Consider the following 15,688-nt stretch of genomic DNA (forward strand, 5'->3'; position numbering starts at 1 on the left):
GGCTCCAGGGGACGGCCAGGAATGGAGGGTGGAACGAAGCGGCCATTGTAAGGCCGGGCGAGCCTGGGCCGGCAGCACCAGCCCAGGCGGGTCAATCCTTGACGATCTGCGGCGAACCCAGGCCCAGACCGGCGATGCGGCCGACAAGTTCCGCGGCACTGGCATGGTCGCTGGCGGGAACGCGCAGCCGGAACAGGGTGCGGCCACCGGCGGCGATGTCGCTGATGGTCGCGCCGACAATGCCGGCCGCGTTGAGCTGGCCCATCGCGCGGTTGGCATTGTCGCGGCTGGAGAAGCTGGCGACCTGCACCATCACCGCGCCGACCACCTGCTGCGACAGGCTTGGGGCTGCTGCGGTGGCGGGCACCGTACGCACTGCGGCCGGCGCGACCGTGCGCGGCGCGGCGCTGGCGACTGCAACCGGCGCCATTGTGGGGCTGCGCACCGGCGGTGCGCTCGGCGGCAGGCTGCTGACCGCCACGTCCGGCACCGCGCTGGCCACGCCCTGTGTGGTGGCCGGCTGGCCACGCGCAGGCGTGGCGTCGGCCGGAAGGCGCTTGACCAGGCGATCGATGTCGCTGTCGGCGGTGGCACGCGCAGCCGTTACCGGGCGCGTACTGGCCGCCGCGACAGCCGTTTCGGCGGCACGGCGCTCGCGGCGCGACGGCTTCTGCGCCAGCAGGTTGCCCTCGCCCGGCTGCAACGCGCGCACCTCCACATTGCCGGTACCGCGCTGGGTGATGCCCAGCCGCACTGCGGCGGCATAACTGAGGTCGACCACACGGCCATCATGGAACGGGCCACGGTCGTTGACGCGCACGATCACCGACTCGCCGTTGTCCAGGTTGGTCACACGGGCGAAGCTGGGCAGCGGCAGCGTCTTGTGCGCGGCGGTGAACTGGTACATGTCGTAGACCTCGCGGTTGGAGGTCAGGCGGCCGTGGAACTTGGCGCCGTAGTACGACGCGGTACCGCGCTCGACATAATTGCGGGTGTCGTCGAGCACCTTGTACGACTTGCCCAGCACCACGTACGGCGACTTGTTGCCGATGGCCGAACGCTCTTCGGCGGTCACTTCCGGCTCGGGAATGCAGGCGACGTTGGGAATGTAGTCCGGGGTGCTGTCGCGCACGCCTGGCTTGTACAGCCCCCCGGCGGTGTAGTTGCCGCGCGTGTTCGGGTCTTCCTTGGCCGCGGCATAGGGCGAGCCTTCCGGGCAATGCGCCGGGCGCGAGCCCCGACCCTGCACCACCGTGCCGCTGGGCTTGCCACCGTGGCCGGCCGTGGCCGGCTTCTTCGGCGCACTGCTGCAGGCAGCCAGCGCGAGGACGATCAAGCTCGGGACCAGCCATCTGATGTTCATGCCGGGGGCAGCTCCTGTCCGGCGATGGCCTGCGACAACTGGAACACGGCCATCGCGTACATCTTCGAGAGGTTGTAGCGGGTGATCGCGTAGTAGTTCTGGAAGCCCAGCCAGTACTGCTTGCCGGTGCTGCCCTCAAGCGTGATCGGCGTTGCGGTGGCGCCCGGCTGCACCGCAGCGCTGGGCTGGTAGCCGCGCTGGGCCAGGTCGGCCAGCGACCAGGTCGGCATCCATTCGGTCGGGTTGAACTCCTCGCGACCCGGCGCCAGCGTGGCCGGTACGGCCACCTGGCCACCACGGACCCAGCCGCCCTTCTTCACGAAATAATTGGCGATGGACGAGAACACATCGTCGTAGCTGGTGAACAGGTCGCGACGGCCATCGCCATTACCGTCCACGGCGTAATCGAGATAGCTGGACGGCATGAACTGGCCCATGCCCATCGCACCGGCATAGCTGCCCTTGAGCGTGGTGATGTCCAGCTTTTCCTCACGGCCCAGCTCGAACAGCTTGGCCAGCTCATCGCGGAAGAACAGCTCGCGGCGCACTTCGCGCTCCAGCTTGGCCGGGTCGCCACTGCGCGGGTAGTAGAACGCCAGCGTGTACAGCGCATCGAGCACGCGATGATTGCCCGCATTCTTTCCGTAGCTGGTTTCCACGCCGATGATCGCCACGATCACCTCGGCCGGCACGCCGGTGCGCTGCTGCACGCGATCCAGTTCGGCACGATGCTGGGCCAGGAACGCGCGGCCGCCATCGATGCGGGCCTTGCTGATGAACATCGGCCGGTACTCGTTCCACGGTTTGACCCGTTCGGCCGGACGCGACATGGCGGCGATGATCGGCTGGCGCACCTGCGCCTGGTCGAGCACGCTGCTGATCTCCTCCGGCCTCAGGCCATATCGCTTGGCGGTATCGGCAATGAAGCGGGCCCGTGCAACCTCGAACGGCACCGGGGTGAGATCGACCGGCGGTGCGGTGGCGGCAGCGGCTTCAGGCGCGGCCTCGGCCGGACCATGGGCCTTGGCGGACGGCTGGCGCGGCGTGCTGCTGGCCTGCGGCGAAGACGGTGGGGACTTCGGCTGGGTCGCGCAGGCGACCAGGCCGAGGGTGAGCATGCAGGCCAGAGTGCGTCGAATCATCGTCGCAGGTTAGCAGGTCATGGATGAATTAAAACCCCTAACACCATGAATCACAACGATTTGCCCCCGTTCAGCGGGAAATGTGAAGACGTCGTGATCGGGCTTCCCCATTCAGATAGAGGTGGCCGGTTGCGTCCCCATCCCCGCAGACGCAACCGGCGACCGGATCCGGTCGGTACCTGCGCGGCTGCCGCTCCCCAGTGACAGTTCCCCGCGCTCCCTGTACCCGTTGGATCAGTACTGCTCCCGCCCGACGCCCCCTCGCGCTGCATCGATTGACGGCGCGCCGTGCCGAACGGGCCGCCATTGTGCAGGCCGATTACGACAAGTCCATTGATCAAGATCAACGCGGCGTAAAAGTGTGAACCAGCTAACGTTTTTTGCGGACTTTGGTCAGCGGGTGTGCTGTCGTGCAGCGTTGTGAGAACGCTTCCATAACTGGCGTTGCGCAGAGTCAGGAAGTTTCCAGCCATCGGCGCAGCCCCTCGTGGGTGGTGTCTGGGTGGTCGCGGAAAGGAGAAGCCGCGGGTGGGCCGGTCGGGTTGGGTACGCGGGGGACGCCGTGAATCCGTCCCTGGAGGCTTGGCAGCCGCATCCATGCGGCTGACACCCCCGCGTACCCAACCCGACCGGCCTCTGACAGATTTCGGAGGTCTGCCACCCACGGAGAAGAAAAAGAAGATCAAAAGATCGCGACGCTGCGCTTGCTCGTGACCCGAGCATGGATCGGCTCTACACAAGGCAATGAAGCGACCCGCCAGGCCGCCTTTGCTTTTGATCTTCTTTTTCTTCTCCGGGGGAGACGCGCACGGAACCTGTCCGTGGCCGGGTAGATGGGCTGCGCAGGGGCGTGAGCCGCATGGATGCGGCGACCGAGCTTACATGGATGTACTTGCAGCGTCCCCTGCGCGGCCCATCTACCCGGCCCCACCCATGAACTGCTTTGCGCGGTCATCCACGAGGGGCTGCGCCGTTGGCTGGAAACCCTATCCCCCGTGCACAGGTCGGTGCCCGCGCACCGCCATCACCAGCCCGATACCCGCCAGCAGCGACACCGCCGAGGTACCGCCATAACTGATCAACGGCATCGGAATGCCCACCACCGGCAGCAGGCCGGAAATCATCCCGCCGTTCACCAGTACGTACACGAAGAACGCCAAGCCCAGGCTGCCGGCCAGCAACCTTGCGTGCGTGTCGCGGGCGTGCACCGCGATCCACAGGCAGCGGCCGACCACGAACAGGTACAGCGCAAACACGGTGGCCACCCCGATCCAGCCGAACTCTTCGGCCAGCACCGAGAACGCGAAGTCCGTGGTGTACTCAGGCAGGAAGTCCAGCGTGGCCTGGGTGCCCTGCCCCCAGCCGCGCCCGTCCCAGCCACCGGAGCCGATCGCGATGCGTGACTGCAGGATGTTCCAACCGGTGCCGAGCGGGTCTGCCGCCGGATCGAGGAAGGTCAGCACGCGATCCTTCTGGTACTGACGCAACAGACCGAACCATGCCAGGGGTGCGGCCACCGCAAGCCCTGTTGCCCCGGTCGCCACCCATCCCCAGTGCAGGCCCGCCAGCAACAAGGCGAACACGCCGCTGGCGGTGACCAGCGTTGCGGTACCGAGGTTGGGCTGCATCAGGATCAGTACTGCAGGCATGCCGATCAGCACCGCAGCCGTCAGTACCGTGCGTGGCGACGGCGGCAGCGGTTGGCGATGCAGGTACCAGGCCATCATCAGCGGCAGGCTGAGCTTGAGCAGTTCGGACGGTTGCAGGTAGAACACGCCGAGGTTGAGCCAGCGCTGCCCGTATTTGCCGGTGCCGACCACGTAGACCGCCATCAGCGGCAGCATCGACAACGCATACAACGCTGGTGTCCACGCCCGCAGGCGCAGCAGCGAAACACGCGACAGCAGCCACATCGCCACCAGGCCACCGGCAAAGCGCGCCGCCTGCCCGGCCACGGGGCCGGACACGCTGTGCAGCACCGCCAGGCCGACGCCCATCAGGATCAACAACGCAACCAGCAACGGCAGATCGATCGTGCGCACCGCCTCACGGCAGCCGCCAAGCAGTCGTTTCCATTCCACACGGCCACGGTAGCAATGCGTGCTTGCGTGAAGCTGTCAGCGCGGTGCCGCATTTGTAGAGTCGAGCCATGCCCGACTGCCTTTCATACAGCAGAAGCAGCCGAGCATGGCTCGGCTCTACAAGAATCAGGAGCAGGAAGCGCGGCGGCTAGCCGTAGCCGCCGTGCACCGGGTTGTGGCTGCGCACCGCCATCACCAGGCCGAAGCCGGCCAGCAGTGACACCGCCGAGGTACCGCCGTAACTGATCAGCGGCATCGGCACGCCCACCACCGGCAGCAGGCCGGAAATCATCCCGCCGTTGACCAGTACGTAGACGAAGAATGCCAGTCCGGTGGCCCCGGCAAGCAGGCGCGAATAGGAATCGCGCGATTGGCTGGCAATCCACAGGCAACGCCCGATCACCAGCAGGTACAGCGCCAGCACGGTGGCCACGCCGATCCAGCCGAATTCCTCGCTCAGCACCGAGAACGCGAAGTCGGTGGTCTGCTCGGGAATGAAGTTCAGGTGCGACTGCGAGCCCTCGCCCCAGCCCTTGCCATCGAAGCCCCCGGAACCGATCGCGATCTTCGACTGGATGATGTTCCAGCCGGCGCCAAGCGCGTCCATTTCCGGGTCCAGGAACATCATGATGCGGTCCTTCTGGTACGGCCGCAGCAGCCAGAACCAGGCCACCGGCGCGACCGCGGCCACGCCGCCTACGCCCAGCCCGACCCACCACCACGGCAGGCCTGCCAGCAGCAGCACGAACACGCCACTGGCGGCGATCAGCACACCGGTGCCGAAGTCCGGCTGCAGCATCACCAGGCCGGTCGGTACGCCGATGATGACCAAGGCCACGAGCACGGTATTGAAGCGCGGTGGCAGCGGCATCCTGTGCAGGTACCAGGCCACCATCATCGGCAGGCTCACCTTCAGCAGCTCGGCCGGCTGCAGGTAGAAGAACTTCAGGTCCAGCCACTGCCGGCCGTACTTGCCGGTGCCGAGCACGAACACCGCCAGCAACGGAATCATCGAGATCGCATAGATCATCGGCGTGGCCGAGCGGATGCGCAGGATAGGCACGCGCGAGATGCCCCACAGCGCCGCCATGCCCACCGCGAAGCGCGCGCCCTGGGCCATCACCAGGCTGCCGCCTCCGGCACTCTTCAGGGTCGCCAGGCCGATCACCATCAGCGCGCCGAGGGCCAGGCACAGCACCCAGTCCAGCGTACTGAAGAAGCGGCGCAGCATGTCGCCGGCCCAACGCAGGAACACTCTCATCGTGCGGGCTCCGCAGGGGTCGGCCGTGGCGTGGCCGGCAACGCGGCGGCCTGCGCATCCGGCTGCGGCGCGGGTGCAGGCGCCGGTGCAGGCACGCCGATCAGCACCGGATGTTCTCCCACCTGTGCAGCGGCAAGATCGCCGGCCTGGCGCGCGCTCGCGTCTTCGTTGTCGAACGCGGTGGCGCCGATGGCAGTGGTGCCGCGCTCGCTGTCCAGCGGCTGCATGCCTTCGGGCATCTTGCCCAGCAGGTAGGCATCGAACACCTTGCGGGCGATCGGCGCCGCGGCTGAACCACCGTAGCCACCGCCTTCCACCGCCACCGCAATCGCGATCACCGGGTTTTCGACCGGCGCGAAGCCAACGAACAGCGCGCGGTGGCGCAGGTGCATCGGCAGGCTCTTCGGGTTCACTGCAGCAGTGCCCTTGCGGCTGATGACCTGTGCGGTACCGGTCTTGCCGGCCATCACGTACGGCGCACCCACCGCCACGCGCCAGCCGCTGCCGCCGGGCCGCATGGTCGCCATCATGCCCTCGCGCACGGCCTGCACGTTGTTGGGGTTGGGGCTGATCGGCTTGCTTTCGCCGGCCGGCATTGCCGTCCAGTCGCTGTCGAATCCTTCGCGCTGCTGGATCGCCAGGTGCGGGGTGCGCAGCTGGCCGTCGGCCAGCGCGCTGACGCCGCGCGCCAGCTGCAGCGGGGTGACCTTCCAGTCGCCCTGGCCGATGCTGATGTTGACCGTGTCGCCCGGGAACCAGGCTTCCTTGCGGGTCTTCCGCTTGTAGGCCGGCGACGGCAGGATGCCGCCGATTTCGCCGGTGAGGTCGATGCCGGTCGGCTGGCCGAAGCCGTAGTACTCCATGTAATGGTCGAAGCGCTCGATGCCCAGGTCCAGCGCCAGCTTGTAGTAATAGGTATTGACCGATTCGGCGATCGACTTGCGCAGGTCGGTCCAGCCGTGGCCGCCGCGATGCGCATCACCCCAGCCACGTGAAGTGCCGGGCAGGTAGAACATGCCGGTGGACAGCACCTTGTCTTCCGGGCGGCGCACGCCCGAATCCAGGCCGGCCAGGCCGATCAGGGGTTTCAGCGTGGAACCGGGGGCGACGCCACCGAGCACCAGGCGGTTGAACTGCGGCCGCGACGGGTTTTCGTTCAATGCCTTGAAGTCGGCATGGGAAATGCCGTTGACGAACAGGTTGGGGTCGTAGGACGGCAGGCTGACCATCGCCAGCACTTCGCCGGTACGCGGGTCCATCGCCACCGCCGAGCCTTCCTGGTCGCCGAAGGCAGCCACCATCGCGCGCTGCAGGTCGGCGTCGATCGACAGCCGCAGGTCCGCACCGGACTGCGCGGCCACCCGGCCGATGGTGCGGATCGCGCGGCCCTGCACGTTGGTCTCGACCTGTTCATAGCCGACCCGGCCACGCAGCTGCTGCTCGTAATAGCGCTCCAGGCCGGATTTGCCGATGTGGGTCAGCGCGGCATTACCTTCGCCGAGGATTTCCAGATCCTTGTCATCGACGCGACCGACGTAGCCGATGATGTGCGCGAACAGATCGCCATACGGGTAGCGCCGGGTCAGGTAGGGTTCCAGCTCGACCCCCGGGAAACGCCAGCGGTCGACGGCAAAGCGCGCCATCTCCTCGTCGCTCATGCGCAGCTTCAGCGTGACCGGCAGGAACTTGCGGCGCGCCTTGCGCGACTTGTTGAACGCTTCAAGCTCTTCCGGGCTGATGCTGATGATCTTCGCCAGCCCTTCCAGGGTGGCGTCCATGTCCTTGACCTTGTCTGGGGTCACGTCCAGGCGGAACGCCGGCACGTTCTCGGCCAGCAGGCGGCCATTGCGGTCGTAGATCATGCCGCGCCCGGGCACCACCGGCCGCGGCTTGATGCGGTTGGCTTCCGAGCGCGTGGCATAGACGTCGTGGTCCAGCACCTGCAGCTTGAAGTACCAGCCGCCCAGCCCCAGCAGGCAGACCAGCACGCCCAGGAAACCGAGCGCCGCGCGACGGCGGAACTGCTCGGCTTCGGCGTGTGGATTCTTGACCTGGCGGCGCGGAATCATGGCTCAGCGCCCGCGCTTGCCGAAGCGCACCGCGTCCAGCAGCACGAACACCAGCGGCCACAGGCCCATGCCCAGCAGCGGGGCCCACCAGTACGACCACGGCAGGGTCGGTTCGCCCACCAGGATGTGCACCAGTGCGCTGACGATGCGGTCGTTGAACAGCAGGCCGCCGATGGCCAGCATCTGCTGCGACATCGGGAAGAAGCGGATGCGCGCGCGGAAGCGCTGCAGGATGAAAGCCAGCATCACCAGCCGAAGTGCCTGTTCGCCGAGGACACCGCCGTACAGCAGGTCGGCGATGACGCCGCTGGCGAAGGCGATGCCCAGGCCGACGCGCTCGGGCGCTTCGATGACCCAGTACGCCAGCACCAGCGCCAGCCAGTACGGGCGCAGCGGCTGCAGCAGCGCCGGCAACGGCAGCAGGCCCAGCAGCAGCGCCACCACCAGGCTGGCCGGCAGCACCCATGGGTTGTCGCGCAGGCGGCTCATCGCTGCGCCTCCGGCGTGGTCGGTTGCCGGCCAGCGGCCGGCACTACCGGAGCAGCAGGATCAGGGGAGGATGCGGGGGCAACAGACCTCGTTTGCGACGAGGGCTGTTGCCGGCCAGCGGCCGGCACTACCGGGGCGCTGACCGGAGCTGGCGTCGATGCCGCTGGCGCGGTTCCCACGGGCACGGTGGCGCCGGTGGCCGGGCCACCCGGGGCGGTTTCTTCCAGCTGCAGGCGCAGCTCCGGCGGAATGCGGATCGCCGCGCCCGGGCGCAGCAGCAGCACGTCGCGGCCGCGGTCGAGCTGCGCCGCCGGCTTCAGTTCGCCGACCAGGAAGGCATGGGTGTCGTCCGGTCGCAGTGCGGTGATGGTGCCGACCGGGAAGCCCGCCGGGAAGCGGCCACCGAGGCCGGAGGTGACGATCTCATCGCCCACTTCCACCCCGGCGCTGAGCGGAATATCGCGCAGTTCCAGCGTGTCGCCGCGGCCATAGACGATCAGGCGAACGCCGTTGCGGGCCACGGTGACCGGCACGGCATGGTCAGGGTCGGTCAGCAGCAGCACGGTAGAGGTGCCGCCGGTGACGCTGATCACCTGGCCCATCAGGCCGCCGGCGTCGATCACCGCCTGGCCGACATGCACGCCCTCGCGGCTGCCGGCATCGAGTACCAGGCGCTGTTTGACCGGGTCCAGGTCGATGTCCAGGATCGGCGCCAGCTGCACGTCCAGGCCACTGCGCTCGGCCACGTTCAGCAGTTCGCGCAGCTGGGCATTGTCCAGTGCGGCGGTCTGCAGGCGGGTCAGGCGCGCGTTGGCCAGCAGCAGCTGGTTGCGCAGTTCGCGGTTCTCGGCGACCAGCTGGCTGTGGCTGGCGGCAGAATCCTTGACCTGGTTGCCGAGCTTGCCGGGCAGGCCGGCCAGTGCCCAGACCGGCTGCACCAGGCTGTTGGCCTGCTCGCGCAGGCGCGCCAGCCAGCCGGCCTGGTCATCGAGCACGATCAGCGTGATGGCCAACGCGAGATAGGCCAGCAACCGCAGGGGGCTGGCGGCATCACCGGATCGGGAGGCGACGGGAGGACCGGCGTAGGGCGGCACGGCAACGATTCAACTGGCAGAAGGCGGAAGGGAAACACGCGGGCGCCCCGCCGGTGCCGGCCCGCCATCACGGCGGGCCGCACCCCGGAAGGGCGCGGCGGGCAGGAACGGCCGGGACGGCTTATTCCGGCGCAAAGAACTCGTTGCCGTGCATGTCCACCAGCTCCAGCGCACGACCGCCGCCGCGGGCCACGCAGGTCAGCGGATCGTCGGCCACCTGCACGTGCAGGCCGGTTTCCTCGGAGATCAGGCGGTCCAGGTCGCGCAGCAGGGCGCCGCCACCGGTCAGCACGATGCCGCGCTCGGCGACGTCGGCGCACAGTTCCGGCGGGGTCTGCTCCAGCGCCAGCTTCACCGCGCTGACGATGCCCGACAGCGGTTCGTGCAGGGCCTCGAGCACCTCGTTGGAGCTGATCTTGATCATCTTCGGCACGCCCTCGGCGAGGTTGCGGCCGGAGATTTCCATCTCGATCACTTCCGCCTGCGGGTAGGCGCAGCCCAGCTCGACCTTGATGCGCTCGGCGGTGGCTTCACCGATCAGCATGCCGTGGTTGCGGCGCACGTAGTTGGTGATGGACTCGTCGAAGCGGTCGCCGCCGATGCGGACCGAGGCCGAATAGACGATGCCGTTGAGCGAGATCACCGCCACTTCGGTGGTGCCGCCGCCGATGTCGATGACCATCGAGCCACGGGCTTCGGTGACCGGCATGCCGGCGCCGATCGCGGCGGCCATCGGCTCTTCGATCAGGAACACGTCACGGGCACCGGCTTCCTCGGCCGATTCCTTGATCGCGCGGCGCTCGACCTGGGTCGAACCGGCCGGCACGCAGACCAGCACGCGCGGGCTCGGGCGCAGCACGCGCGACTTGTGCACCTTCTTGATGAAGTGCTTGAGCATCGCCTCGGTGTAGGTGAAGTCGGCGATGACGCCGTCCTTCATCGGGCGGATGGTGGTGATGTGGCCCGGGGTACGGCCCAGCATCTGCTTGGCTTCGGCGCCTACGGCTGCCACCGAGCGGGTGCCACCGATGGCACGGTCCTGGCGCACGGCCACGACCGATGGCTCGTTCAGTACGATCCCCTGCCCGCGCACGTAGATGAGGGTGTTGGCCGTGCCCAGGTCGATGGACAGGTCGTTGGAGAACATGCCACGGAGTTTCTTGAACATCTGAGGAAGGAGTCCTGAGGGGTGTCGTGCCCGCCGCGGGATGGCGAAAAAATGGGCAGAAATCGAGGCCGACAAGCCTAGCAACCCGCCTGCCGCCGAGCAAGGAAAAAACTAGCTGAACCCGCGTCTTCACAGGCTTTCGGCCTGATCAGGTCTCACCCGGTTCTGGCCCTGAGCGGCACCAGCGGGTAACCTTTGCGCCGTCGGGCGCCCAAGGGCGCCGTTTGCTTGCCCGCTGAACCGGGCCGGCCCACCCCAAAATTCACCGCATAGGCTTACATCGATGTCCGCTCTGATCTGTGGTTCTCTTGCCTTCGACACCATCATGGTGTTCCCGGACCAGTTCAAGAATCACATCCTGCCGGACAAGGTGCACATCCTGAACGTGTCGTTCCTGGTCCCACGCATGCGCCGCGAGTTCGGCGGCTGCGCCGGCAACATCGCCTACAACCTGCACCTGCTGGGTGGCCAGCCGATCCCGATGGGCACGGTGGGATCGGACTTCGGCCCGTACCGCGAGTACTTCGAAGGCCTGGGCATCGACCTGTCGCGCGTGCGCGTGATCGATGAGCTGTTCACCCCGCAGGCGTTCATCACCACCGATCACGACAACAACCAGATCACCGCCTTCCACCCGGGCGCGATGATGCGTTCCTACGAGAACCACGTGCGTGGCGTGCCGGGCGTGACCCTGGGCCTGGTCGGCCCGGACGGCCGCGAAGGCATGATCCAGAACGCGCAGGAATTCCACGAGGACGGCATCCCGTTCATCTTCGACCCGGGCCAGGCCATGCCGCTGTTCAACGGCCCGGAGCTGCGCGCGTTCATCGATCAGGCCGACTACGTGGTGGTCAACGACTACGAGTCGAACCTGCTGCAGGAGCGCACCGGCTGGGACGAAAAGGAGATCGTCAGCCGGGTCAAGGCCTACATCACCACCCGTGGCCCGAAGGGTGCGGTCATCCACACCCCGGAAAAGAGCTACGACATCCCGCCGGCGCACGAGCGCCGCGTGGTCGACCCGACCGGCTGTGGCGACGCCTTCCGCGCCGGCCTGATCTACGGCATCCAGAAGGGCTACGACTGGCTGACCATCGGCCGCATGGGCAACCTGATGGGCGCGCTGAAGGTCGAACACCCGGGCACGCAGAACCAGCGCTTCACTTTCGATGAGTTCAACGAGCAGTTCAAGCAGCAATTTGGCTACGCGCTTAGCGCGTAACCAAATTGCTCGCGCATTCCACCTTATCCCCGCGCCTTCGGCGCGCCCCCTTGAACAACAAGGGGGCTTTCCACCCGATGCGCTGCTGGGAATGCTGTTGGTAGGTGTCGACCTTGGTCGACACACTGTTTGATTCCTGTAGAGCCGAGCCATGCTCGGCTTGCGCGCGCCAGCGCGATCTGACCGGAGAGCAGCCGAGCGTGGGCTCGGCTCTACATCATCAGGCGCCCTGCCAGGCAGCCAACAAGGCGCGGCAATCGGCGAAATGCCAGTCGGCACGGCCAGGCCACGGATTTTCCGGCAGATTGACCAGCACGGTGTGCGTGCCTGCGGCACGGCCGCACTCCAGGTCGTAGGCGTGGTCACCGACCATCACTGCCTCCGCAGCCCCGATCCCCCAACGCCGCAGATGCTGCTGCAGGCCATCCGGTGAGGGTTTGGGCACCGCTTCATCGCGGCCGATGATGTCGGCATCGTCGAACAACGCCCCGACCCCGATCGCGTCCAAGGTCAGCTTCGCCAGCGCATGATCATTGCGGGTCAGGATGCCGAGCCGGCAGCCTGCCGCCGACAACGCGCGCAGCAGCTTCAGCGCACCCGGTGCCGGCAGTGCGTCCTCGGCCAGCGCACGCTCATGATCCAGCAGCCACGCGCGCTTGGCCTGCGCCGGTGCGTCTGGCAAGGCCGCAATATGGTCAAGGATGTCTTCCTCGGCCGCGATCTCCAGCGCGTGGCGGATCGCAGCGAAATCATGCACGGCGACGGTCAGCGTGCCATCCATGTCGAACACCCAGTGCCGGATCGCGGACAACGCGTGCACGGCGCTGCCCGCCGCAACGATCACTGCCACCACTGCGGCATGCGGCTGGCGTCGACGCCACCGGTTTCGAACACAGCGGTGCGGGTGCCACCGGCCTTGACCGGGAACTCGATGCTGATCGATTTGCCCTTGCGCGCCAGCTTCCACAGCGCCTTCTGGTCGGTGATGAACAGGGCAATGGCTTCATCGGTCTTCGGACGCCACGCCGCCATGGAAATCGGCTTGCCGTCGTCCACGGTTACTTTCACCGTGCACTGCGGGCAACGGAAATCGCCGGCCTGCAGCACCAGATACGCATGCCGCTTCCACTCCGGATGATCGCGGAACACCAGCTGCACCGGCTTGGCGCCGCTGCCATCCACGTCCACCCGTTCCTTGCTGTAGATCTGCGCCGAAACCTGGTTGCCCTTGTTGCCCACCGGGATCTGGTTGTACTGCCACAGTGCCTGCATGCGGCGCAAGTCGCGCGCGGCATCGCCCTTGGCCTTGACCTCGTCGAAGCCTGCGGCGATGCGCTCGGCGGCCGCGGTGTCCTTGTACTGGTCCAGCAGCGAGGCACCATGCAGGCGCGCGCGCTCCCAGTCCTGCGCGGCCACGGCCATGTCGTACTGCTTGGCCACGTCTTCGGCCTTGGCCTCCTTCTGCGCCTGCACGGCGGCTGCGGCGGCTTCCTTCGCCTTGCGTTCTTCCTCGGGGTTGCTGCAGGCGGCCAGCGCCAGCGTGCAGGCGGTGAGCAGGATCAGTCGTTTCATGGCGGAGGTCCTTTGCGAGTGCATCCCGATTCTATCGGCAGCGAAAAGCGGATACACCAACGGCGGGTTTCCCCGCCGTTGGTGGTGAAGCAGTGACCGGTTGCCGGCCAGCGGCCGGCACTACCGCTTACTTGGCTTCAGCCTTGGCCAGCATGTCCTGGACCGAGGCGGTGGTGATCGGGTGGTAGCCCGGCTTGGCCTTTTCGAAGGCCTGCTTGGCCAGCTCCAGCCCCTTCGGGGTCTTCACCAGTTCGGCGTAGATCGGCAGGATCAGCTTGCGACGGCCGACGCGCTCGATGAATGCCGCCGCGCCTTCATTGGCCTGCTCGTAGCCGCTGCGGATCGCCAGCGGGTACCAGCGCATGGCGATTTCGCCATTCGGGGTGCCGGTGAAGTGGAAGGCCTTGTCCAGCGTGGCCAGCTTGTCCAGCGGCTGGGTCGCGCCCAGGCCGTCGATGAAGCGCACCCATTCCTGGGTGCTCCAGTCGGCGATGACCTGGCTGCTGGGCACGGTGCCGGCGCTGGCAAAGGCGATGCGTGCGGTATCGACGCTGCTGAAGTTGCGCGACTGCGCCTTGGCCGCGAACGCCGGGATACCCGGCTCGTCCAGCCATGCCTTCAGTTCGGCCTCGGTCACTGCCGACGGATTCTTCGGCAGCAGGTTCTTCTTCATGTAGCCGACGAACTGGTCGGTGTTCGCGCTCTGGAAAGCATGGTCATCGAACCAGCCGCGCAGGAACGGATCGAAGGTCTCGCGGCCGAAGCGCTGCTCCAGGAACTCCAGGAACCATGCACCCTTGACGTAGGCGACCTGGCTGAGCGCTTCGTCGGGGTCGCGCTCGTTCAGCGGCGGCAGCGCCAGCGCCTGGTCGGCCGGGCTCATGTCCTTCACTTCGGCCAGCAGGTCGGTCTGGTCGATCTGCTTCTCCATCTCGGCCATCTCCTTGCCGTACAGGGCTTCGGTGATGCGGCCCTGGACGTAGGTAGTGAAGCCTTCATTGAGCCAGATGTCCTTCCAGCTGGCGTTGGTCACCAGGTTGCCCGACCAGCTGTGCGCCAGTTCATGGGCGACCAGCGAGACCAGCGACTTGTCGCCGACGATCACGGTCGGGGTGGCGAAGGTCAGGCGCGGGTTCTCCATGCCGCCGAACGGGAACGACGGCGGCAGCACCAGCATGTCGTAGCGGCCCCAGCGGTATTCGCCGTACAGCTTCTCGGCGGCACCGATCATCTTCTCGGTGTCCTCGAATTCCTTGGCGGCCTTGTTGACCATGGTCGGCTCGGCCCAGACGCCGGAGCGGCCGGAGATCGGCTCGAACACCAGGTCGCCGGCCGCGATGGCCAGCAGGTAGGACGGAATCGGCTGCGGCATCTTGAAGGTGTAGTCACCGTCACGCGCGGCCTTCGGATCGTTGTCGGCGCTCATCAGCACCATCACGTCCGGGCGCGAGACCACGTGCGCGCTGTAGGTGAAACGCACGCTCGGGGTGTCCTGCAGCGGCACCCACGAACGGGCGTGGATGGCCTGCGACTGGCTGAACATGAAGGGCAGCTTCTTGCCCTCGGTCATCGACGGCGCCAGCCACTGCAGGCCCGAGGCCGTCGGTGCGGTGTGGTAGCTCACTTCCACCTTGGCCGGCTGTTCCGGGGCCTCGATGGTCAGCTTGCTGCCGAACACCTTGTCAGCGGCGGCCAGCTCGAACTTCAGCGGGCTGCGCGCGCCGTCGGCGGCGACGGCCTCGACCTTGGACACGGTCAGCTCGCGGGTGTCGAGCACCAGCTGCCTGGCGTCCTTCTGCTTCCATTCCAGGGTGTAGGTGGCGGTGCCGCCGATCTGCTTCTGGTCGAAGTCCAGCTTCAGATCCAGCGCGATGTCCTTGATGACGACCTTGTCCGGCTCGGCGTACGAGCTTTCGTCGTGGCTGCGGTTCTCGGCGTTCACGGGGGCGGCAGGGGCCTTTGCGGCAGTCGGGGCGGCGGCGGGCGCGGCCGCCTCCTGGGAGCAGCCGGCGGCCAGGGCCACGGCCAGCGGAAGGAGCATCAGCGGATTACGCATGAATCGGGACCGTTACGGGGATCAAACCCCAATGGTAACTCCCTCCGGCCGCGCAGGCGTTGCGCGGTGCGGGGTAATGGCGGCCCACAGCACCGGTAGTGCCGGCCGCTGGCCGGCATCCGCACGGACGATGACCGGGCACGGGGATGCCGGCCAGCGGCCGGCACTACC

General features: G+C 67.2%; 12 protein-coding genes. 1 reads left to right on the forward strand and 11 read right to left on the reverse strand.

What is annotated here, in order from left to right; all coding sequences use genetic code 11:
- Positions 1 to 91: 91 nt before the first annotated feature.
- The 8 genes from ACTXG9_RS09170 to ACTXG9_RS09205 form a co-directional block, all read right to left on the reverse strand.
- Entirely contained in the window at positions 92 to 1,363 is a 1,272-nt protein-coding gene (locus tag ACTXG9_RS09170) for a septal ring lytic transglycosylase RlpA family protein (protein ID WP_019660679.1), read from the reverse strand.
- On the reverse strand, positions 1,360 to 2,505 hold the full coding sequence (gene mltB, locus ACTXG9_RS09175; RefSeq protein ID WP_288040343.1) for a lytic murein transglycosylase B: 1,146 nt from the start codon (positions 2,503 to 2,505) through the stop codon (positions 1,360 to 1,362). Before mltB ends, ACTXG9_RS09170 begins: the two co-directional genes overlap by 4 nt.
- Before the next feature lie 986 nt (positions 2,506 to 3,491).
- Positions 3,492 to 4,586, reverse strand: a complete 1,095-nt coding sequence (rodA, locus tag ACTXG9_RS09180) for a rod shape-determining protein RodA (protein WP_031270823.1) — start codon at positions 4,584 to 4,586, stop codon at positions 3,492 to 3,494.
- A 148-nt stretch (positions 4,587 to 4,734) separates the two neighbouring features.
- Positions 4,735 to 5,847 (reverse strand): rod shape-determining protein RodA, encoded by a 1,113-nt coding sequence (gene rodA, locus ACTXG9_RS09185; protein WP_456115789.1) that lies wholly within the window; start codon positions 5,845 to 5,847, stop codon positions 4,735 to 4,737.
- Entirely contained in the window at positions 5,844 to 7,916 is a 2,073-nt protein-coding gene (gene mrdA / locus ACTXG9_RS09190) for a penicillin-binding protein 2 (RefSeq protein WP_456115790.1), read from the reverse strand. The genes rodA (ACTXG9_RS09185) and mrdA overlap by 4 nt, the downstream gene beginning before the upstream one ends.
- A 3-nt stretch (positions 7,917 to 7,919) precedes the next feature.
- The gene (mreD, locus tag ACTXG9_RS09195) at positions 7,920 to 8,405 is read right to left on the reverse strand and encodes a rod shape-determining protein MreD (RefSeq protein ID WP_021204559.1); all 486 of its coding nucleotides are present in this window, start codon (positions 8,403 to 8,405) and stop codon (positions 7,920 to 7,922) included.
- Positions 8,402 to 9,499: a rod shape-determining protein MreC gene (gene mreC, locus ACTXG9_RS09200; protein WP_456115791.1), complete on the reverse strand. Its 1,098-nt coding sequence runs from the start codon at positions 9,497 to 9,499 to the stop codon at positions 8,402 to 8,404. The genes mreD and mreC overlap by 4 nt, the downstream gene beginning before the upstream one ends.
- A gap of 121 nt (positions 9,500 to 9,620) precedes the next feature.
- Positions 9,621 to 10,667: a rod shape-determining protein gene (locus ACTXG9_RS09205; protein ID WP_005419402.1), complete on the reverse strand. Its 1,047-nt coding sequence runs from the start codon at positions 10,665 to 10,667 to the stop codon at positions 9,621 to 9,623.
- A 283-nt stretch (positions 10,668 to 10,950) separates the two neighbouring features.
- Here ACTXG9_RS09205 and ACTXG9_RS09210 point away from each other — a divergent pair, with 283 nt between their 5' ends.
- A complete protein-coding gene (locus tag ACTXG9_RS09210) occupies positions 10,951 to 11,889 on the forward strand; it encodes a carbohydrate kinase family protein (protein ID WP_019660686.1) in 939 nt (312 codons plus the stop codon).
- 220 nt (positions 11,890 to 12,109) lie between these two features.
- Here ACTXG9_RS09210 and ACTXG9_RS09215 read toward each other — a convergent pair whose 3' ends face one another.
- The 3 genes from ACTXG9_RS09215 to ACTXG9_RS09225 form a co-directional block, all read right to left on the reverse strand.
- On the reverse strand, positions 12,110 to 12,730 hold the full coding sequence (locus tag ACTXG9_RS09215; protein ID WP_031270516.1) for an HAD family hydrolase: 621 nt from the start codon (positions 12,728 to 12,730) through the stop codon (positions 12,110 to 12,112).
- The gene (locus ACTXG9_RS09220) at positions 12,730 to 13,461 is read right to left on the reverse strand and encodes a hypothetical protein (RefSeq protein ID WP_021203907.1); all 732 of its coding nucleotides are present in this window, start codon (positions 13,459 to 13,461) and stop codon (positions 12,730 to 12,732) included. The genes ACTXG9_RS09215 and ACTXG9_RS09220 overlap by 1 nt, the downstream gene beginning before the upstream one ends.
- 127 nt (positions 13,462 to 13,588) lie before the next feature.
- A complete protein-coding gene (locus ACTXG9_RS09225) occupies positions 13,589 to 15,517 on the reverse strand; it encodes a M1 family metallopeptidase (protein WP_021203906.1) in 1,929 nt (642 codons plus the stop codon).
- Positions 15,518 to 15,688 lie beyond the last annotated feature (171 nt).

It is taken from the genome of Stenotrophomonas maltophilia group sp. LNF247, from assembly GCF_054083135.1.